A 20,134-nucleotide genomic window follows, 5' to 3' on the forward strand; every position below is an offset into this window, starting at 1 on the left:
TTTGAAACGAACAAAGAGCACCCATTCCAGTGGATACCAGAACAGATGCTTCCCTATGCTTTATTATCTGGCGTTTTGAAAGCAACCCTTCTCGGGAATTCAGAGGGCTGGGGGCTTGCTGTTTAGATGGAAGAATTTCTCCCTTTTATCTTTGATAGCCAATCGGGCGCACAGTGCCTTTCGCGGACCTCCGGTCAGGACGCGCCTATGGCGGGCACACAGTGCCTTTCGCGCCTACGGCGTTCCCTACGGAGGCAAGGGAAAAACTTCCTAACAGGAGGCCTTCGTTCTGCATCCGATCTGAAAAAGAAAAGCACGGAATATAGAAAAGAACCCAGCCTCGGGAAAACTCCCGGGCTGGGCCCTCGTTGCTTATAGGGAAGACGCCTTCCCTTTTATTTTTAGATTAGCCAATAGTTACCGTGCAGTGCTTTGTAGCGTTCTGGCCCGGCAGGGTGGTGTAAACGCCCGTGCTCTGGCCCGGCGTGCCGGTTGCATAGACTCTGTAATAGTAGTCGTTGCCAACCTTCGCCACGAACTGCGTCTTCAGCACATCGCCGTTGCCGACCGTGAAGCCCGGCGTCATGGCGTTGCCGTTCACGACCGTCATCTTGAAGCAGTATGCGCTGCCTCTCTTCAACGTGAAGTTGACCGTCGTGTCGGAAACCACATACGCATTTGCTGCCACGCTCTGGCTTGCAGATACAACGCCCGCTGCGCCGTATGCGTTGCCGACGTTGGCAGACGTGCTGCCCTTCGAACTCGTGGAGGTGCTCTTCTCAACCAATCCGTCGATGCTGTTCTCCAGCGTCTCGACTGCGTCTGCAACCTCTTCCTCGGTCGCTTCTGCGTCGTTCAGGACTGCCTTCGCGGTGCTCAGGGCGGCCTTCATCGTTGCCACGCTCTTCGCCGTGTACTTATTGGTGTTGATCGCTTCGGCTTCCCCGATCAATGCTTCCAGAGCATCCTTATCCGGGATCATGCGCAGGGCGGAGATGGCCGCTGCCAAATCTTCTGCTGCGGTGTCCACCGCATCCTGCGTTGAGTTTGCATCTTCCAGCACGGTCTTTGCTTCGGCCAGGACGGTCTCAAAGCTTGTCCATGCGTCGTTCTGGATGTACTGGTCTGCATTTTCGACAATGCCGTCGCCCTTGAGGACCAGCGCTTCCAGCTCGCTGATGTCTGCGCGGAAAACCAGGCCATCAATCGCGTCATACAGCGCATCCACCGCTGCGGTGATGTCCGCTTCCAGGACTTCTTCATCGTCCAGCAGGTCTTCCGCCGCTGCATACGCTTCGTCCAGCGCTGTCAGGCTGTCCGGCGTGAACAGGTCGCGGTTGATGGACTCTGCGATCTCCATCGGGATCTCCAGCTGGCTCTTGTCGCCTGCAACAAAGCTCAGGTAATGCAGCGCGTCGATCAAGTCGCTCCATGCGGTGTTGATCTCGTCCTGCGTTGCGGTCTTCTTTGCTTCGACGTCCTTCGCCGCCTGCAAGGCTGCTTCGTACTTCTCTTTCACGGACGGAACAGCCGCATCGGCCTCGCCCGCCCGGCCTTCTGCAATCTCAATGGCAGCGCGCAGGTTCTGTTTGTCAACAAGCGTGAAGCCAAGCTCGATCGTGGTGTCCGCGTTCGGCATGGCCGCGCTGTACACATACTCGGCAGCGTCAAAGCTGTCTTCCGCAATGGCTTCGTCGTTCACGGTGACGCCTGCAATTTCTCTGCCGTCCACTCTCGGCGTGAAGGTCAGATTGAGCTCGGTATCCGCCATCACGACGTCTTTATATGCGCCGATCAGGTTAGCAATCGTCTGGCTCTCGCCATCGATGCTCAGTTCAACGGTGTTCGGGAAGGTGACCGTCAGCATGTGCTCAGACGGCTCTTCTTCCAGGTCGCCTACACGATCAAACCGTACGGAGTCCAAATTGAAGTTACCGGAGTTATCCGAACCTTCGGAACGAATCTTAATGGTATGAGCGCCTTCTGTCAATTCCACATCTTCGATCGCATACTCAAACCAATCGCCCCAACTGTCGTGTACTTCCAGTGCGAAGTCTGCTACTTTTACATCATCCACATACAATGCGCCTGTTCTCGGCGAATTGTCATATTGGGCCCCATTCTTTTTACCATTTCCTGCGTGGAGTACCAGGTCGTAAATGCCCGACTCCTGTACGTTTACATCGAATTCGACATAATGTCCAACTGCTTTCCAGCCTGCCGTATAACCGGTACCGGTATAGCCAGCCCATTCGGTATCCACACGCACGCTTCCGCTTCCGTCGCCGTTGGAACTGCTGGTATCGCCGCGTGCGTTTTCAAGCTCAAACACGCTGCCGGATTCCACATTGTTCTCGCCGTCCTGGAGCGTTACAACGACTTCCACATGCTTGCTGGCGGGCATCGTAAAGGTATAAACTTTTCCAGCCTCTACCTCTGTCAGCTCGACAGGATCGCCCTCCGCCGTAGTTGCGGAAATTGAAGCAAATTCCTTACCGACTTCGATGCCCGAGATATTCACGGTTACAAGGTCGCCCTCTTCTACCGGATCGGGAGCATCCACGGTCGCTGTTGCGGAACCGCCTTCCACCTGCGCACTCACCGTCGCTACGTCGCGGATAAAGTGGAACCAGTCCATATCGCAGATCGAATTCGTTGTGGTTGTGTTGACAAACTTGAGATAGACGTCGTGGATACCCTTAATGTCCTTGCAGTCTGCGGAGAACACTTTCAAGGTATTCCAATCGCCCGTACTTTCAATTTCTACTTTGGCTACTCTGGCACCATTCTCAGAGTCGAGACGTACCTCTACAGTACCGCCCTGCAGTCCGGCCGCCACGCGGGTCTCAAACCCAGTAACGCCGCCGTTGCCAAAGTTCATATCTGTAAATTTCACCCAGTCGCCGTTTTCAATGTGATTCAAGAAATTGATCTTTTCGCCATTGACCGTCTTGCTCGACGTATCAATGTTATGGCGCTCGGTTGCCGTCTCTGCCTCGATCTGATCGTAAGCATAGATTGTCTCACGCGTTGTGGTAAACTTGAACCAGTCTACATCACAGTTCATATCCTCCTCACCGACAAAGGAAAGGAAAATATTGCTCGTCACAGCGTCTGTGTCTCTGGATTCAATATCGATCGTGTGCCATTCGCCATCGGACGGAAGTGTAATCGTCGCGAGGATCTTGTCGCCCACGCCGTTCTCATAGACAACAATGCTGCCGCCGGTTGTGCTCTTCACACGGATCGAGATGCCGTCCCTTCCGGAACCGCGCACTTCGTCAAACTGTGCCCAAGCGCCGTTGCCCGTCGCCGAGAGGACGTTTCCATCCGAAGCGCTGCTGTCTTCCGCTACAACGATGTCACCTTCCAGATAAGAAGCGCTTTCGGCCTCGATCTGGCTAAAGGCGTTTACAGAGGTGTCCACATAGTTGAAGGTGATGGAATCCAGGTTATAGTTACCCGGGTTGCTGCCTTCCGAGACAATCCGGATGGTGTTCTCGCCCGCCGTTAATTCGACGCGATACGTATAATCCACCCAGACGCCCTGCTTGACGCCGTCAATCGTATTGCCCCAGACATCTGTGATCTCAAAGCTGAGATCCGCTGCCTTATCTCCTTGGATATACAGGCCGCCGGTTCGCGGCGAACTGTCATACTGCGGGTCATTCTTCTTGCCGTTGTTGACACGGAGCACTAGGTCGTATGTACCCGAGTTCTCCACATCCACCTTAAACTCAATGGCGTCGCCCTCTGCCTTGAAGCCCTTTGCAAATCCGCTGCCAGTGTAGCCCTTCCACTCGTTGTCCGGCTTCACTTCGCCCGTTGCGGTGGGCAGCATCTCAGCCTCTTCCAGCTCATAGACATCGCCGTCGCTGACGCTCGGCGGCGGGAGGCCTTCGTCTTCATCGCCCAGCTCCGGCTCTACGATGCCGTTGGAATCGAGGACTACGTTGATCTCTTCGCCCGTATCCGGCGTGCGCACATAGACGATATTATTTTCTGCATCCAACCAATAGGCCTGCTCCGCTGCATTGTAAGCTTCCAGGGATTCAGCTGCTTCAATCGGGGTGCCGTTGATGGTCACGCCGTTGATCTCTGCGATATGGTTGAACTTCAAATTGTAGGAACGCTCGTCCGGCGTGTAAACGCTGGGGTTGTGATCCTCACGCGCATGGATCTTGAAGGAGATGTCCTTGCCATCCTGTACGCTTTCAAAGGTAGTTGTGCTGTAAGCATCCTCTGTGATGTATCTGCGGCTCTCGCCGTCGTCTTCATACAGAGTAAAGGTCGTTGTCCCCTTCGGATAAATATCCAAGGTCAACGGATCGAGCGGTTTCTCATCCGCATAGTTCACATCCGGGCCCATCGGGACGATTGCACCAGCCTTGACAAATACCGGGATTTCATCCAGAGCTGCTGCTACATGGATGGTCTTGCCGATTTCGCCGCCCTCATAGCGCTCGCCGGTGTAGTAGTTGTACCAGGTGGTCTCCGGCGGGAGCCATACGCTCACAACCGTATCCGTCGTTGCGGATGCCGGCGCTACGAGGAACCAATCGCCGTAGTAATACTGCTTGTTGAGATCCCATGCGTCCGGGTTGTATTGGCTGCCGTCCTCCAGGAGCATTGCGCGCATGATCGGCACGCCCTGGCTGTAGCCCTGCCATGCCAGAGAATAGACATAAGGATACAGAGCATAACGGATCTTCAAATTTTGTTTCAATGTTTCCTGGGCCGTCTCGTCATAGGTCCAAGGCTCACGGCCATCGTGTCCATGCGTACGCATGATACCATTCCAAGCGCCAAATTCAGAAACCCAACGGGTATACAGCTCATCGCTCGGCCGGCTCATAAAGCCACCCAGGTCATGAGAAGACGCCCAATAGCCGATCAACCCGGCATCAATGCTGAATCCGATCTGGTTTTCAAGCTCTGCGCTGGTGTTGTTGATGTCGCCCGACCATGCGGTTGCATAATGCTGGCCCGCATAGCTGCCACGGGTGATAAACATCGGGCGGGACTCGACCGTGTATTCCTGCCAAGCCTCATATGCGCCCTTCGAGGAGAAGGTCGGGGCGGTGTTGGAGCCCAATACGTCGAACTCATCCGGCCAGAACCAGTCGCCATAGCCGGTTGTGATCACGCTGTCCATATAGGACTGGACCCACTTCTCTTCGTACTCTGGCATATACAGCTTGTCACCGCCGGACGCCTCCGGCGTGCCAGCATTGTTGTGCAGGCCGACATGGAAGCCCAGCTCGTCCGCCTCTTGGAACATAGCATCGATGTCCGGGAACTTCGTCGTGTCGTTGCTCCACATCTGCTTGCCCCATTTTTGGCCGGCGCCGTGCTGCGGGATGTCATTGTCTGCTACATCGCCGCGCCAACCGTAGTCGAACACATAGCAGTCTGCCGGATATCCATCGTCGCGCAGACGGTGGATCCACTCCAGGAATTCTGCCTGCGTCGCGTTGTCATTGCCGTATTTGGAGAGCATGAAGCCATGCGCCCACTTGCCATAGAGCTCCATACGGCCGGTGATCTCTGCATACTCATTCAGGATGGTCTTGAAGTCCGGGCCATACATAAAGTAATAATCCAGATAGCCCTGCGTTTCGAAGCCGCCGCCATGCTTAAAGAACGTGGTGTCTTTCTCAATGGTATTGAGGAAGATACCATATCCCACCGTACTCATAAAGAACGGCGCGATGACACGTCCGTGACTCATGGAGAACTCCGTGAAGTCCTGGTCATAGCGGTTGAGGTTGCTTCTGCGTCCATGGTCGCCGGAACCGAAGCCGAAGATACCGCCGGCATTCCGGGTGCCTTCCACTTTCTTGACGCCGCGGGTTCCGTCGTCGCTCCAATAGAGGCCCTGATCGTCTGCATCCTTGCTGAGCAAATTGCCCTCCAAGTCATACATACCGATACGAAGCGGGCTCTTCTGTACGCGGATTTCCATTTCGGATGTGCGGATCTTTACCACACCATCCTCTTCGGTCACGGTTTTTTCCACCGGGTCCCACTCATTTTTCTGTACCATATAGTACTGCGGGTCCTCCGGCCGGTAACCGTCCGGTCCATCCAGGGAAAGCTGCACACGGACTGTGCGCGGCGTGCAGAGTTCTACGCGAACTTCCTGCCCGCCAACCTGGAAGATCAGAATGTTTCCGTCTTCCGTCTGATCGGTTACGTCACCGATGTCTGTTGTCGTCGCCTGCTGCGCTCCAAGGGCAGAAGTCCCTGGGACGATCATCACGGAGAAAACCATGACAATCGCCAAAACAGGCTAAGCACTTTCTTCTTTCTCATACATGCTCCTTTCTCTTCATCTCCGATTTTTCGGCCTACTTAGATTGTGAAAAGATTGGGTACATCTTCTCACAGCTTCTATGTCTTAATCATAACCTCTTATCCCCCAAAAATCAATAAAAATCTTGCTCTTTTTTATTCTCTTTTATGTGAATATTCTATTTTATATCCCTTCTGTAATTTATTGCAACAAAAAAAGACAGACGTTGGGTACAAAAACCCGCGCCTGTCTCTCTCATTTCTTACGTTTCTTGCCGGTAAACATCCTCTTTCAAATGGAACCCATCTTTAATCACTGTATCGTCCATGTTCTCTTTGGTTACAGCAATGACATCAATCATCCAGTAGGGGACCTGATAGGTTCCGTCGTCAATCGTCTTTTCACTTTCGATCTTGTTCCCCTGTGCAAGAATTTTGCATGCTTCGATGGTTTTATCCACCAGATCCGGGATCGGCTTATAAACCGTCATCAACTGTGTCCCGCTGACGATCCGCTGGCAAGCGGCAAGGTCCGCATCATGCCCAACTACTTTCACCTGGTCCATCAGCCGCGCTTCGGAAAGTGCATCGATTGCCGCCCAAGCGAGTGAATCGTTTGCAGCGACCACTGCATCGATCTTGTCCCCTTTTTCCCGAAGTACGTCCGAGGTAAACGAAAAAGCGGTTTCCCGCCGCCAATCCTGCACCCACGTTTCGGCTTCAACCTGGATTTTCCCAGCATCAATGGCAGGCTGGAGCTGATCCATGCACCCCTGATAGTACATCTGGCTGTTGCTGTCGTCCTCCGAACCGTTCAGTAAGATATATCCACCTTCTGGGACTGCTTCCAAAATCGCTTTTCCCTGCAATTCCCCCACTTTATAATTGTCAAAGGAGATATAGACATCCACATTCGCATTTTTGACCAAACGGTCATAGGAAATCACCGGGATTCCCGCGCGCTTCGCCAATGTCACACACCGGGCAGAATTATCGCAGTCATGTGGCGCAATCACCAGGACGTCTACCCCCTGCTCCACCATGTCCACCACCTGCTCATACTGCCGCTCCGCGTCGTTATTGGCATTGGAGATCAACACATTGATCCCCTCCTGTTTTGCCTTAGCAGAGAAAATATCGCGGTCCCGCAACCAACGGTCCTCTTTGAGGGTTGCCATAGAAAAACCCACGAGCAGCCCCTCTTCTTCACTCGATGCAGGAACAGGCGCCTCGTTTTGGCATCCGGCCAACAGCAACGATGTGGCCAATGCCAACACGGCAGCCCTTTGCAAAAATTTCCCTATACGCATCACTGGTTCCTCCTTCCGCGCGATTCTTTATATTCGGTCGCAGTCATATTTGTGACCTTTTTGAATAACTTTGAAAAGTAGTTAGGATCAGCATATCCAACTGCACGCGCCACATCTTTCACCGTATATTCTGTTCGCGTCAAATACTCCTTTGCCTTCTCTACGCGCACCGCAGTCAAGCGATCAATAAAATTAACCCCCGTTTCCTCTTTGTAAAAACGGCTAAAATAGTAGGGGCTCAAATTGACGGCGCGCGCCACATCCTCCAACGCGATCTCCTCATGGAAATGCTCTTGAATATATTGGTTTGCCCGGTCAATAATGGTGCCGATTTTTTTCTGCTTGCCTGAATCAATACGGACAGCTGTATCCCGGATAAACCGGCATTCAATATCATAGAGCGTATCGGCATCTTTTGCATCTAAAAGTTGGGATAATACCGGGCAAGAGTTCCCAATGACATTTCCCCAACGTTTCCCAAAATCCACCACCAAGGCGATGGCGCGATTTTTTACACGATCAAAATCAGGCATTAAACTTTTGCATAAATGTGCATAGAGATGCTCGAATGCAAGGACTGCCCCGGCCGAATCCCCATCCGAGGTCTTTTGGAGGACACTGCGCTCCAACCGCTCGTCCTCATCCGCTGGGAGGTCTTCCATGTCGCGCACCGCGTCGTCAATATGCAAAATGCTCATCTCTTTGGAATGGCCGCTGGCGAGTTCAAGGGCCTGCAGAGCTTCCCGGTAACTCTTTTTCGCCTCTTCCACGCGGCTATAGAACCGGCCGATCCCAATGGATATCTCTGGATATAGGTTCCCAACCCGTTGATAAAGCATGTTTGCGAGTTTTATGGCGGCAACCTTCTGTTCAAACGGCGCATCTGTGGGTTCATCCTCACAGATATAGACTACCACCCGGTTGAGCATAATCGGGCCAACAATGCAGGAACACGTCGCCTTCAGGACCTCTCGATAGCGGCTATAGAGCGCTTGCCCCCGCACGCCTGCCCCTACGCGGTTATTGCCGCCTCCGCTATCCTTATCTTCAAAAGCAATGATCATCACATAGCCGCCCTTGCCTGTGATGCCGAGAAGGTAATGGTAACGCTGTAGTTCCTCTTCGCTATCTTCAAACATACATAGCGCGTTGATAAAACCGGTTTCCATCATGGGGACAATTATTTCAAATTTCTCTTTGATCTCCAACTCTTTACGCAATTGCTCCCGCCGGGCGTCTACCCGGGCGGTAACTTTTTCCATCACCTCTAACAACTTGGCTTCCCGGATCGGTTTTAAAAGGTATTCTGTCGCTTGCAACTCCATAGCTTCCACTGCGTAATCAAAATAATCAAAAGCAGTCGTAATAATGAACTGCGCGGAAGAATTTGTCTCCTTAATCCGCCGGATTGCCTCCAAGCCATTAATCCCTGGCATATTGATGTCCATCAGAACAATATCAGGGCGTGCATTATACGCTTTTTCTACAGCGTCCCGCCCGGAGCGCGCCTTTCCCACTACTTCTATGTCTTTTCGGTTTTTCCGAAGCATGTATTCCAATGAATCGAGTGCGATCGGTTCATCATCTACCAACAATACCCGATACATAGTCGCCACATCCCTTCATCATTCTATTTCCCCACCTATCGCTTTCTTAATCCCTTCCTACTTTCGCTTGGGATTTATACTATAAAAACCGTTCTTCGGAACGGTCCTAGGGCATCACTTGTTTTGGAAGCTTTAGCAGGAAACAGGTTTCCCCCTCTTCACAGGTAATCTCCATGACATCCGTCCTTCCATAGAAAAGGCGCAACCGATGCAACACATTGTCCACGCCGATCCCAGATACATGGCTCTTTCGAATACGCAAAGCTTGTTCCTGTTCTTCAGGGTCCACATGCAGCAACTCCTCTATTTTCTCCGGCGTCATGCCCTTTCCATTATCGCACACCGCTACGCGTATTTCATCGCCCTCCTCCCAGGCTGCCAAGCGTATAACACCGCCGTCCTCCCGCTCGCTGATCCCGTGGATATAGGCATTTTCTACCAGCGGTTGTAGGGTCATGCGTGGTAAGACAAAGTCCAACAGATCCGTTTTTTCCTCAATTTGTTGCCTAAACTGCACGGTATCCCCAAAACGGGTTTGCAGCAGGTTCATATAGGCATTGATATTTTCAAGCTCTTGGCGCAGGGTTGCGTTGGTATCCAGGCCCCGCAGATTATAGCGAAAGATGTCCGCTGCATTCTGAAAATAGGTACAGGTGATATCATCCCCATGTAACATTGCCAATTGCGCGCCGATATTAATCGTATTAAAAATAAAATGCGGATTAACCTGGGACTGAAGGGCCAGCAGTTCGGATTCCCGTAGGGCTGTCTTCATTTTTAAGTTATTGACTTTCTGCTCGCTCAAGGCACTTTCTATCCGCTGCTTTTGCCGGAGCTCTTCCACATGTTCCTTGATGTTGGCTGCCATCAAACGAAAGGTGCGGTACAAAACGCTTACTTCCCGGCTGGTATGGTTTTCTGGGACCTGGACGTCAAAATTCCCCCCAGAAATTTCCTGCGCGTAAGAGGCAAGCTGGGAAAGGGGCCTGGTCATCTCTGCACTGAAGAAACCAATCGCAACGGTCATAAATATGGCGACGGCAGCGATTAGCAAATTGTTAAACATCGTAATTTGTCCGACATTACGGCTGATTTCCGCATAGCGTTCTGCGCTTCCAATCAAGTCGGTACTCATCATTTTTTCCATATATCGTGTGATATACCGGTTTTCCTTGACGGTGTCGGCATACCCTTGCGTATAGTTATCCACCATACGGCCGCGCTTTGCGCGAACAGCGTCGTCCGCGCACCGGAGATAGTGATCCATCATATTGGAGATATTTTTGACATGGATGCCGCGTTCTGTGTAAGTGACCGTCTTGCGCAGCTCTTCAATGTTGCTTCCCACTGCGGCGGAGTGGTTATAAAAGGCGACTAGGCTATCAGAACTGCTGGTAGAAAAATATGTCTCGAATTCCTTTTGCATCAACTCAACTTCCCGATACGCATTTGCTAGCTGATAATTCTTTTGAAATGTTTCGACACTATCATCCATTAAATTTTGAATCGACAGGTAGGAATATAAACCTGCCAGCATCGTGATGCCAATGGATAGCAGCAGAAATGCGACCAGCTTTGTTTGATAACGAATACTGCTGGGCAGCCTCATCGGTATGCACCTCCTTCAATCCACATTTTGTTGTGCCGTCTGTTCCCGAAATTCTTCCAAATTATCTGCCGTAACCGTGTACATGCTCGTGTTCAGCGAGTTGCTCACAGTTTCCCCATCCAGCATCCGGCAGAGCTGTTTGACTGATTGATAGCCAATCTGATAGGCATCCGGGCACACAGAGCCGTAAATAACCCCGCGTTCAATATAATCGAGTGTTTGCGGCATAGCCCCATATCCAATTACACAGATATCCCCTACCCGGTTCGCATCTACAAGCACCTGGGCCACCCCTGGCGTACTGGTTTCACCAGTACACAAGATCAGGTCCACATCGGGGCGTTCGTCCAAAATTTCGTTGGTCGATTTTTCCACCTCGAAATGTTCAACATTGACAGGATAAACTTGTGCAACCTCAATCCCCGGGGTATCGGAAAGGGCATTCATAATCCCCTGCACTTTTAAATTCCGCGAGGAAGAGGGGGTATCTTCCAAAGCGCTCTCTACCAAAATCACCGCCGTTGCCTTCCCATCGCAGGCTTGCACGGCCATCCTGCCCAAAGAATATCCCGCATCATAGCTATTCGACCCAACAGTCGGGATATCCGTTGTTGGGAAAAGGTCGCTCTCAAACGTTAAAACCGGGATTTGCGCGCGTTCTGCCTGTTGCAGCACCTCCGCTGTGCGTTCTTCATCCGCTGCTTGTAGGGCTAGGCCATCCACCGCCGAATAAACCGCCTGCTCTGCCGCCTCGGCAATCAATCCTGGATCTTTCGCAGACACATCGGCAAATTCTACATAGACATTCTGCTCCACGCCGGCATCCTGGGCCCCTCGCTTGAAGGTAGACCAGAAGTGTTCGTTGGAATTCTGTGTAATCAGCTGGATATGTGCCTTAGGTTCGTCCAAAACTGCAACATTTTCCTCTGGAAGCGCTGCGGATACGTATGTATATCCCACCATCACCAGCAACAAAACAAAGACGGCACTCAAAGTTGCAAAAAAATATTTCATGTTTTTTCTCCAATTTCTAACAATTAAATGTTTCTATGATTCTCAATCAAAGGCATGATTTTTGTTCCTTTTGCTATCTTTGTCTTATTATAGATACTTTTTTTAAGCGAATCAACACAATTTGACAAGAAAAACTGTAAGCTGAAAACTTTTGCTAAAGGAAAAGGGGACTTTCTGGCTGGCATACGCCAATGGCAAAAGCTACATAATCCGCTTATTATACGCTTTGCCTTCCCTATATCGGGGGAGATCCCACAAGTACAGGTGAAAGCCATACAGGGAGAAAAAGCTGCTATCTGGAGATATGCGGCAAAAAACAAGGACCCAGTCCCAGGAAGTTCCTGGGGCTGGGTCCTTAATATTCACAGGGGAGGAAGCTTTTCCCCTGCTTTTGATTCGTCAATCAGACGCATAACGGTCATTCGCGCCTATGGAAGCAATTAGCCGACCGTTACGGTGCAATGCTTCACAGCGTTCTGGCCCGGCAAGGTCGTATAAACGCCCGTGCTCTGGCCCGGCGTACCGGTGGCATACACTCTGTAGTAGTAGTCATTGCCAACCTTCGCCACGAACTGGGTTTTCAGCACATTGCCGTTGCCAACGGTAAAGCTCGGCGTCAGGTTGCTGCCATTGACAACCGTCATCTTGAAGCAGTACGCGCTGCCTCTCTTCATCGTGAAGTTAATGGTAGTATCCGAAACAACAGATGCTGCCTTCGCAACAGCAGAAGCCCCATTCGACACCGCTACAGCTGTGCCTTCTCCGGACGTGCTGGCTGTAGGCCGTCTATTAGAGGTGGAGGAAGAACCGGAGCCGCTGCCCTTGGACACGGTCTTCAGGTTCTCTTCCGCAGTCTCAAGGCCCTCAATCAAAGCTTTTGCTTTTTCTTCCGTGAGGTTCGGATTTGCCAATCCCGCATTTGCTTCCTGCAAAGCGGTTCTAAACGCTGCAGCAGAAGCGGAGGTATACTTGCTCAGATCCTTGTTGCTCATTTCATTCACGAGCTCTGCCAGGGCATCTCTGCTCGGTACGCGGCGCATCACTGCCAAAGCTGCGTTCAGATTCAACGTTGCTTCTGCTACCTCGTCCTGCGTTGCCTCTTCGTTCTCGTAAACAGCAACTGCTGTGTCATACGCATCCTGCAAAGCGTCCTTTTCTTCCTGAACATTGCTGTATTCATCCAGGTTATCCAGGACTTCCTTCGCCTCTGCGATGACCATGCTCAGCTGATCTTTCTCGGAGATGGGCTGCAGGTTTACGATCGCATTATATTGTTTACAAATTCGTATTGAAATCGTCCTGTGAAACGTTTAGACTAATGGATACAGAATTTCCACAAGAGAGAAGGTTCACAATTTGGATTGGTTGAGAAGGTTTATGATAGGGCGGTACGGCCCGGATCAGTTGGGGGTTGCTTTACTGATTGTTTATCTGATTCTCATTTTCTTTGCCCCTCTTACTGGCCTATGGATTTTCCGCCTGTTTGCGCTGGCCGTTTTAATTTTGTGCCTATTCCGTATGCTTTCTCGCAACACAGCAAGACGCTACCAGGAAAACCTCAAATTTTTAGCGTTCTGGAATCCAATCAAAAGCTGGTTTCAGAGGAAAAAGGCCCGGATTAAGGATTCCAAGACCCACCGGTATTACAAATGCCCGAACTGCAAAAACACGCTGCGCGTTCCGCGTGGAAAAGGGAAAATTCAGATTACCTGCCCGGTTTGCCATACAGAATTTATTAAAAAAACATAAAAGGAAGCTGCGAAGGAACATCCTCCGCAGCTTCCTTTTATGTTTCGTTGTCGTTATGAATTTCCACGTAGCCTCGGTTTAGATCAATTCCAAGATCTCGCATTGCAAAATATCCGCGATGCGCTTCAGCGTGCGGACATCCGGCTCCACTTCACAGTGCTCCCATTGATACAGCAACGCTTGTGAAACCTCTAACCGCTCCGCCAGTTGTGCGCGGGTCAGATGGGCAAGTTCCCTCTGGCGTAGAATCTTCTTATCGCGCTCCACCAGGATCGCAAGCTTTTTGGCCTCGTCGATCAGCAGCGGGCACCCGTTATGCCCCTGCAAACTACAGGGCCGCCCATCCGGATTCAAGATCACCGGCACGCCGTCCTCTGCACTCAATTCATAGCCCTTTGGCAATTCATAATCTTTTCCCCCGTCGTCCTCGCCCTTCATGGTGGCGTCGTCTTCATCCCAGGGCACCAGAGAAAAACTCTCTCCGATCAACTCCTCGCGCGGGGCATGGTAACAATTGATCCGATAGAGCGTCACCGTATCCATTCGCAGTCCTCCAAAATCCGCGCCGCACATGCTGCCAACTCCGGGCATGGGCGCTTTTTATAGTATTCCGCTGTCCGTTCGCTTGGAACCGGGGAATTGTCTGCGTCCTTGACCCCTGCCAATAATTCCGCACACACAATCGAGCCGTTTTCCTTGCGGAAGCACTCCGCCAGCCGTTGAATCTCCTGATAGAGCTCTTTCTTTTCCACTTTGGCCTTTGGGTCCGTGTAGCCAAGTTTCGCACTTGCGACAAACACCATGCCCGAGACTGTGCCGCATACCTGCCGCAAGCGTCCCATACCCCCGCCAAAGCCGGAGGCCAAGCGGACGGCGGTGTCAAAATCCATGCCGATCTCTTCCGCAAAAGCGCCGACCACCGCCTGTGTGCAATTGTATCCTTCCAGAAAGAGGGCCTTTGCCCTCTCTGCCTTATCGCCCATCTTGATTTCTCCTTCCGAATGTTTGGACAGGAATCCGATCAAAACCATCCATGGAGTTTTGCAAAACAGAACCTGTCCAATCGGTCTGTTTCTAAAATTATAACGCAAATCGGCAATGGTTGCAATTTCCGCTTGACTTTGGCAGAAAAGTTCCTTATACTGTTTGTATCGAACATATGTTTATAAGAAGGGTTTTCTATGACAACCATTGAAAAACTGACCATCCTGACCGACGCCGCCAAATATGACGTGGCCTGTACCTCCAGCGGGATCGACCGCGGCGGGAAAAAAGGAAAACTGGGCAGTGCTGTGAAAATGGGCATCTGCCACAGCTTTGCATCTGACGGGCGGTGCATCTCCTTATTGAAGGTGCTGATGACCAACGCTTGCATATATGATTGCCAATATTGTATAAACCGCCGGTCCAACGATACGCCCCGGGCAACGTTTACCCCGCGCGAACTGGCCGACCTGACCATTGGGTTTTACCGGCGCAATTATATCGAAGGGTTATTTTTAAGCTCTGCCGTCATCAAAAACCCCGACTACACCTGCGAGCTGTTGATCCAAACCCTGCGCCTCCTGCGGGAGGAATACGGATTCCGGGGGTATATCCATGCCAAAGCCATCCCCGGTGCGGACAACCGGCTCCTGACGCTTCTCGGGATGCTCGCGGACCGTATGAGCGTGAATATCGAACTGCCCTCCGAGCGCAGTCTCAAGCTGCTTGCGCCGGACAAATCGAAGCGTTCCATCCTACAGCCGATGGGCCTGATCGCAGGCAAAATCCAGGAGACACGCCACGACTTGATACGGTACCGCAGTACGCCGAAATTCGCCCCTGCCGGCCAGAGCACACAGATGATTATCGGCGCCACCCCGGACACTGACTGGAATATCCTCCGCCTGACCGAGGGGCTTTATAGGAAGTATGGCCTGCGGCGTGTTTTTTACTCCGCTTATATGCCGGTCTCGGAAAATGCCCTACTGCCCCCCAAGGGGACAAAACCGCCGCTTCTACGGGAACACCGGCTCTACCAGGCGGATTGGCTGCTCCGCTTCTACGGCTTCACCGCCGACGAGCTTTTGGACATCCATCATCCAAACTTCCACCCCCTGGTGGACCCCAAATGCGGTTGGGCGGTCAACCATATGGAACAGTTCCCGGTGGAAATCAATACCGCCCCGTATGAGATGCTATTGCGCGTTCCAGGGATCGGCGTGCGCAGCGCCCAGCGTATCCGGGCGGCGCGTCGCTGCCGTTCCCTCGACTTCGACGGCCTGAAAAAAATCGGCGTGGTCTTAAAGCGCGCGCAGTATTTCATCACCTGTTCCGGAAAGATGCGGGAGGGATTGCGCTTTACCCCAGAGAGCGTCCTGCGCGCCCTGATCTCCGAGGAAAAACAGAAACTTGCGGCACAGGATGTCCCGGAACAGCTCTCCTTTTTCACCCCATCCCCCACGACAGAACCACAAGCGCCGGTTGCCTTTCCGGAACTTGCCCAAAAGGAGGCCTGACCATGGTTGCCTATCGCTACGACGGAAGCTTCGACGGCTTTCTTTGCTGTGTTTTTGAAAGCTATATCAGGCGGGAGGTCCCTGTGCAAATTCTGCCCGAGGAAGAAGCACAGGTGTCCTTATACCCGGAAAAATGGATTGAAACCGACCCCGACCGTGCGGAGCGCGTCTACACATCCCTCTCCCGCAAAATCTCCCCGGAAGCCCGCGAGTTGGTGGAAACCGGTTTCCTCACCTGCCTGCCGGAACGGGAACGGCTGCTCTACCGCTTTATCCGCATGGGATACCAGCATGGCGCGCAGGTCACGAGCTGGCTTGCCGACGATACGGTCAGCACACTGCGCAAGGCGGCCTTTTCCGCTGGCCATGAAGCCCATCTATTAACCGGGTTTCTCCGCTTTTCCGAACAAAACGGCACGCTGGCCGCCATCATCACCCCGAAAAACCGCGTACTTCCTTTAATCCTGGAGCATTTCAGCAGCCGTTTCAACGCGGAAACCTTCTTGATCTATGACAAGACCCATCACATGGCGCTGGTCCACCGCCCGGGCCAGGATGCGATCCTCCCCATGGAACATTTTTCGTTGGAAGAGCCGGATGAAACGGAACGGCAATTCCGCGCCCTTTGGAAACAGTTTTACCATACCATTGGGATTGAAGGGCGGTACAACCCCAAATGCCGCATGACGCATATGCCCAAACGCTATTGGGAAAATATGACCGAATTCCTGGAGCCCGCCCTTCCCAACGGCAAACCGCGGGCGGATGCCCTCTTCTCCTCCACGAACAGGGAGCGCCTCTGTTAATTTTTCCCAATCCATCGGGAAAGGGCTTGCACCGGCTTCCAGCCTGTGGTAGCATGAGAAAAAAGACCGGAAAGGTGGATGTTTATGACCGATCCGCATTATCTGCGCCTGTTGGCACGGGAATACCCCAATGCCGACGCTGCTGCTTCTGAAATCATCAATTTGAATGCAATCCTCTGCCTGCCCAAGGGGACAGAGTATTTTTTCAGCGACCTGCACGGCGAATCCGAAGCGTTTGGCTATCTGTTAAACAGCGCCTCCGGCATCACCCGGGATAAAATCGAATGGCTGTTCCAAAAATCGGTGAGCCTGCGCGAGCGGGAAGAGCTCGCCAATCTGGTATACGCCCCGGAGCAGGTGCTCTCCCAAAAGGATACAGGGGACGATTCCTACTGCGAATGGTGTGAAATCACCATTTACCGCCTGGTACAGGTATGCAAAACGGTTGCCTCCAAATACACCCGCTCCAAGGTCCGCAAAAAGATGCCGGAAACCTTCGCCTATGTCATCGACGAATTGCTCCATGCGGACACGGAGGACACCAAAGAGCAATATTACGGTGAGATCATCCACTCCATCACCCGCACGGGCATGGCGGAAAAATTCATCATCACCATCAGCCGCCTGATCCGCCAATGCAGCATCGACATGCTCCATATCATCGGCGATATCTTCGACCGCGGACCGCATGCCGATCTGGTGATGGACGAACTGATGGGCTTTCACGATGTGGACATCGAATGGGGCAACCACGACGTTTCCTGGATGGGCGCGGCCACAGGCAATCTGGCGCTGGTTGCGAATGTGGTCCGGCTCGGCATCAGCTACAACAATTTCGACCTATTGGAGGACGGCTATGGCATCAACCTGCGCGCGCTGTCCATGTTTGCAGCGGAAGTCTATCAGGACGACCCCTGCACCATCTTCACCCCGCACATTCTGGACGAAAACACCTACGACCCGGTGGATATCCCGCTGGCGGCAAAGATGCACAAGGCCATTGCCATCATCCAATTCAAGCTGGAGGGACAATTGATCGCCCGGCATCCGGAGTACCAGATGGAAGATCGGGTTTTGCTGGATAAAATTGATTTCCAGAATGGCACGGTCACCATCGGGGAAACCACCTACCCGTTGACCGACCGTCTCTTCCCCACGGTTTCGCCAGAGCATCCTTTAGAGCTTACGCCCGCAGAGGAAGAACTGATCCACACCCTGGCCCTCTCGTTCTCACACAGCGAGAAATTGCGCAAGCATATCCGGTTCCTCTATTCGCATGGCAGCATGTACAAATGTGTGAACTCCAATCTGCTGTATCACGGCTGCATTTTGATGACGGAAGATGGGGAATTTGATACGGTCTCCATCGGGGATAAAACCCTTTCCGGCAAGGAGTACCTGGACTATATCGACACGCAGGTGCGCCGCGCATATTTCGCAGCGCCCGGGTCGGAAGAGCAGCGCAATGCGAGCGACTTCCTCTGGTATCTCTGGTGCGGGCCCAAATCCCCGCTGTTTGGCAAAAGCAAAATGGCCGCATTTGAACGGTATTTTATTTTGGAGCCGGAGACGCACACCGAGGCGCGCAACCCCTATTACAATCTGATCGAACAGCGCGAAACTTGCGAGAAAATCCTGCGGGAATTTGGCCTGGACCCAGCGCATTCCCACATTGTAAACGGCCACGTGCCGGTAAAGATCCGGCAGGGGGAAAGCCCCATCAAAGCCGGCGGCCTGCTGTTTATCATCGACGGCGGCATTTCCAAAGCCTATCAGAAGCAGACCGGCATAGGCGGCTATACGTTGATCTACAATTCCCACCATCTGGCGCTGGCGCAGCACAAGCCGTATGAGCTTGCCAAACAGGATTTTTCCAAAAACGCCCCCACGATGCAGATTGTGGAGATTATGCCCCGCCGCCTGACCGTTGGCGATACGGACAACGGCAAGCAGGTCGCCCAACAGATCGAAGAGCTCACCGAACTGCTGAAAGCGTACCGGAACGGCGAGATCAAGGAGAAATAAGGCGGTTCTTTGTGAGGGCCTTTGATTGCATGCACAGGTGAATAAAGAGGACGCCCGGGCTTTTGCGCATTGGGCGTCCTCTTTTGGTCATGAGAAAACCGCGCCCCAATGGGGTGCGGTTTTTGTTGTATTTTGCGAAAAATTTTGCTATTCTTCTTTTTGTAGGGTGTTACCAAGACGCTGGGCGGTTGCCCCTCCATTCCCGGAGGGGGAATTTGTTTCTTTTCCCCTCCAAACGCGAGGGGGTGAGGCCATGATTACATATTCAGAGCTCTTTCAGTTCTGTATGGTGCTTCTTGGCGTTGCGACGTTTGTTTGGACTGTCGCTTCTCACAGCAAAAAGAAATAGCCGCCCAACCCTAGCAAAGTTAGCGGCTAATTCTTAGTCCAACTTAGGGGCAACCGTCTTGCGGTAGCACCTTACATTTGTATTATAGCCCTTTTTCCGGCCTATGTCAATTCCACAAAAGTGGATGCAATACGGGTTCGTATTGCATCCGCTTTTTCCTTATTATCGCATTTTCATCAAGCTGGTTCGGGCACATGCTCGCTGTAATGATGCGCCTGTTCCAACATCATATCCTTGACCTTCATCAGGCGAATCTGTGTGCTGCGCTCGTTTTCATCGAGCTTCATGGTGATATACTTGATATTCGCCTGCATCTGCGGGATCATCACATGCTCCAGCGCGTTGACACGCCGGCGAGTCTTTTCAATTTCCGCCGCCATCAACTGGCACGATTTCTCAACCTCTGCCAAGCGCAGCATGTCGGGCAAAATGTCCGCCAAGGACTTCACCGCTGCATCCAAATCGCTGGATGTAAAGGCAAAGCCATAGGAATAGATGTCGTTTGCGTCGGAAGTCCGGGTCTGATAGGTAAACACCGGGACTTCCACGCTCATCACATTGCGGGCATTGCACTCCAAAAAGACCTCCTGCTTCGGCGTCATCAGCGCCACATCGAGCACCGGGGCCTGCATCCCCGCCCGCGCCAACACAAAATTCTGGTTGGCGGCGGCGATGCCCGCCTCCACCTTCTCGCGCAGGGCCTTGTTCTCCCGCACCAGATCCAGGAACTGGCGCATCAACTCGTCGCGCTTATCCTTTAGGAGCTTGTGGCCCCGCGTGGCTGTGACCAGCTTCTTTTTCAGGCGCGTCAGCTCCATCCGCGTCGGGTTTACATGGGTTGCCGCCAAAGATGTCTCCCCCTTTCTGTCC

12 protein-coding genes are annotated in these 20,134 nt (G+C 52.4%); 3 read left to right on the plus strand and 9 right to left on the minus strand.

Annotation, left to right across the window (positions count from 1 at the left end):
* Window positions 1–406: 406 nt before the first annotated feature.
* The 8 genes from I2E77_RS01670 to I2E77_RS01705 all read right to left on the minus strand — a co-directional run bounded on the left by I2E77_RS01670 (window position 407) and on the right by I2E77_RS01705 (window position 14,566).
* Window positions 407–6,286: a carbohydrate-binding protein gene (locus I2E77_RS01670; protein ID WP_195450498.1), complete on the minus strand. Its 5,880-nt coding sequence runs from the start codon at window positions 6,284–6,286 to the stop codon at window positions 407–409.
* 271 nt (window positions 6,287–6,557) lie between these two features.
* On the minus strand, window positions 6,558–7,604 hold the full coding sequence (locus I2E77_RS01675; RefSeq protein ID WP_087230626.1) for a sugar ABC transporter substrate-binding protein: 1,047 nt from the start codon (window positions 7,602–7,604) through the stop codon (window positions 6,558–6,560).
* On the minus strand, window positions 7,604–9,211 hold the full coding sequence (locus I2E77_RS01680; RefSeq protein ID WP_087230623.1) for a response regulator: 1,608 nt from the start codon (window positions 9,209–9,211) through the stop codon (window positions 7,604–7,606). The genes I2E77_RS01675 and I2E77_RS01680 overlap by 1 nt, the downstream gene beginning before the upstream one ends.
* Window positions 9,212–9,317: 106 nt before the next feature.
* A complete protein-coding gene (locus tag I2E77_RS01685; protein ID WP_195450499.1) occupies window positions 9,318–10,820 on the minus strand; it encodes a sensor histidine kinase in 1,503 nt (500 codons plus the stop codon).
* A gap of 15 nt (window positions 10,821–10,835) precedes the next feature.
* Window positions 10,836–11,834, minus strand: coding sequence for a sugar ABC transporter substrate-binding protein (locus I2E77_RS01690; RefSeq protein ID WP_087230618.1), 999 nt, complete (start codon window positions 11,832–11,834; stop codon window positions 10,836–10,838).
* Between the two features lie 440 nt (window positions 11,835–12,274).
* Window positions 12,275–13,129 (minus strand): hypothetical protein, encoded by an 855-nt coding sequence (locus tag I2E77_RS01695; protein ID WP_330608887.1) that lies wholly within the window; start codon window positions 13,127–13,129, stop codon window positions 12,275–12,277.
* A gap of 532 nt (window positions 13,130–13,661) precedes the next feature.
* Complete coding sequence (locus tag I2E77_RS01700; RefSeq protein ID WP_172749535.1) at window positions 13,662–14,126, minus strand: helix-turn-helix domain-containing protein; 465 nt, start codon at window positions 14,124–14,126, stop codon at window positions 13,662–13,664.
* Entirely contained in the window at window positions 14,114–14,566 is a 453-nt protein-coding gene (locus I2E77_RS01705) for a C-GCAxxG-C-C family protein (RefSeq protein ID WP_087230608.1), read from the minus strand. Before I2E77_RS01705 ends, I2E77_RS01700 begins: the two co-directional genes overlap by 13 nt.
* A gap of 198 nt (window positions 14,567–14,764) precedes the next feature.
* Here I2E77_RS01705 and I2E77_RS01710 point away from each other — a divergent pair, with 198 nt between their 5' ends.
* The 3 genes from I2E77_RS01710 to I2E77_RS01720 all read left to right on the plus strand — a co-directional run bounded on the left by I2E77_RS01710 (window position 14,765) and on the right by I2E77_RS01720 (window position 18,915).
* Complete coding sequence (locus I2E77_RS01710) at window positions 14,765–16,084, plus strand: putative DNA modification/repair radical SAM protein (protein WP_195450500.1); 1,320 nt, start codon at window positions 14,765–14,767, stop codon at window positions 16,082–16,084.
* Between the two features lie 2 nt (window positions 16,085–16,086).
* A complete protein-coding gene (locus tag I2E77_RS01715) occupies window positions 16,087–16,890 on the plus strand; it encodes a TIGR03915 family putative DNA repair protein (protein ID WP_195450501.1) in 804 nt (267 codons plus the stop codon).
* Between the two features lie 84 nt (window positions 16,891–16,974).
* On the plus strand, window positions 16,975–18,915 hold the full coding sequence (locus tag I2E77_RS01720) for a fructose-1,6-bisphosphatase (RefSeq protein WP_191396023.1): 1,941 nt from the start codon (window positions 16,975–16,977) through the stop codon (window positions 18,913–18,915).
* A gap of 525 nt (window positions 18,916–19,440) precedes the next feature.
* Here I2E77_RS01720 and I2E77_RS01725 read toward each other — a convergent pair.
* Entirely contained in the window at window positions 19,441–20,112 is a 672-nt protein-coding gene (locus tag I2E77_RS01725; protein ID WP_087230598.1) for a V-type ATP synthase subunit D, read from the minus strand.
* Window positions 20,113–20,134 lie beyond the last annotated feature (22 nt).

Source organism: Anaeromassilibacillus sp. 1001302B_160321_C8, from assembly GCF_015554745.1.
Lineage (GTDB): Bacteria > Bacillota > Clostridia > Oscillospirales > Acutalibacteraceae > Anaeromassilibacillus > Anaeromassilibacillus stercoravium.

What these genes read in the sequence shown, in the direction of transcription:
- I2E77_RS01675 (WP_087230626.1), bottom strand. Translation starts at nt 7,604, where the DNA reads ATGCGTATAGGGAAATTTTTGCAAAGGGCTGCCGTGTTGGCATTGGCC.
- I2E77_RS01680 (WP_087230623.1), bottom strand. Translation starts at nt 9,211, where the DNA reads ATGTATCGGGTATTGTTGGTAGATGATGAACCGATCGCACTCGATTCA.
- I2E77_RS01685 (WP_195450499.1), bottom strand. Translation starts at nt 10,820, where the DNA reads ATGAGGCTGCCCAGCAGTATTCGTTATCAAACAAAGCTGGTCGCATTT.
- I2E77_RS01690 (WP_087230618.1), bottom strand. Translation starts at nt 11,834, where the DNA reads ATGAAATATTTTTTTGCAACTTTGAGTGCCGTCTTTGTTTTGTTGCTG.
- I2E77_RS01700 (WP_172749535.1), bottom strand. Translation starts at nt 14,126, where the DNA reads ATGGATACGGTGACGCTCTATCGGATCAATTGTTACCATGCCCCGCGC.
- I2E77_RS01705 (WP_087230608.1), bottom strand. Translation starts at nt 14,566, where the DNA reads ATGGGCGATAAGGCAGAGAGGGCAAAGGCCCTCTTTCTGGAAGGATAC.
- I2E77_RS01710 (WP_195450500.1), top strand. Translation starts at nt 14,765, where the DNA reads ATGACAACCATTGAAAAACTGACCATCCTGACCGACGCCGCCAAATAT.
- I2E77_RS01715 (WP_195450501.1), top strand. Translation starts at nt 16,087, where the DNA reads ATGGTTGCCTATCGCTACGACGGAAGCTTCGACGGCTTTCTTTGCTGT.
- I2E77_RS01720 (WP_191396023.1), top strand. Translation starts at nt 16,975, where the DNA reads ATGACCGATCCGCATTATCTGCGCCTGTTGGCACGGGAATACCCCAAT.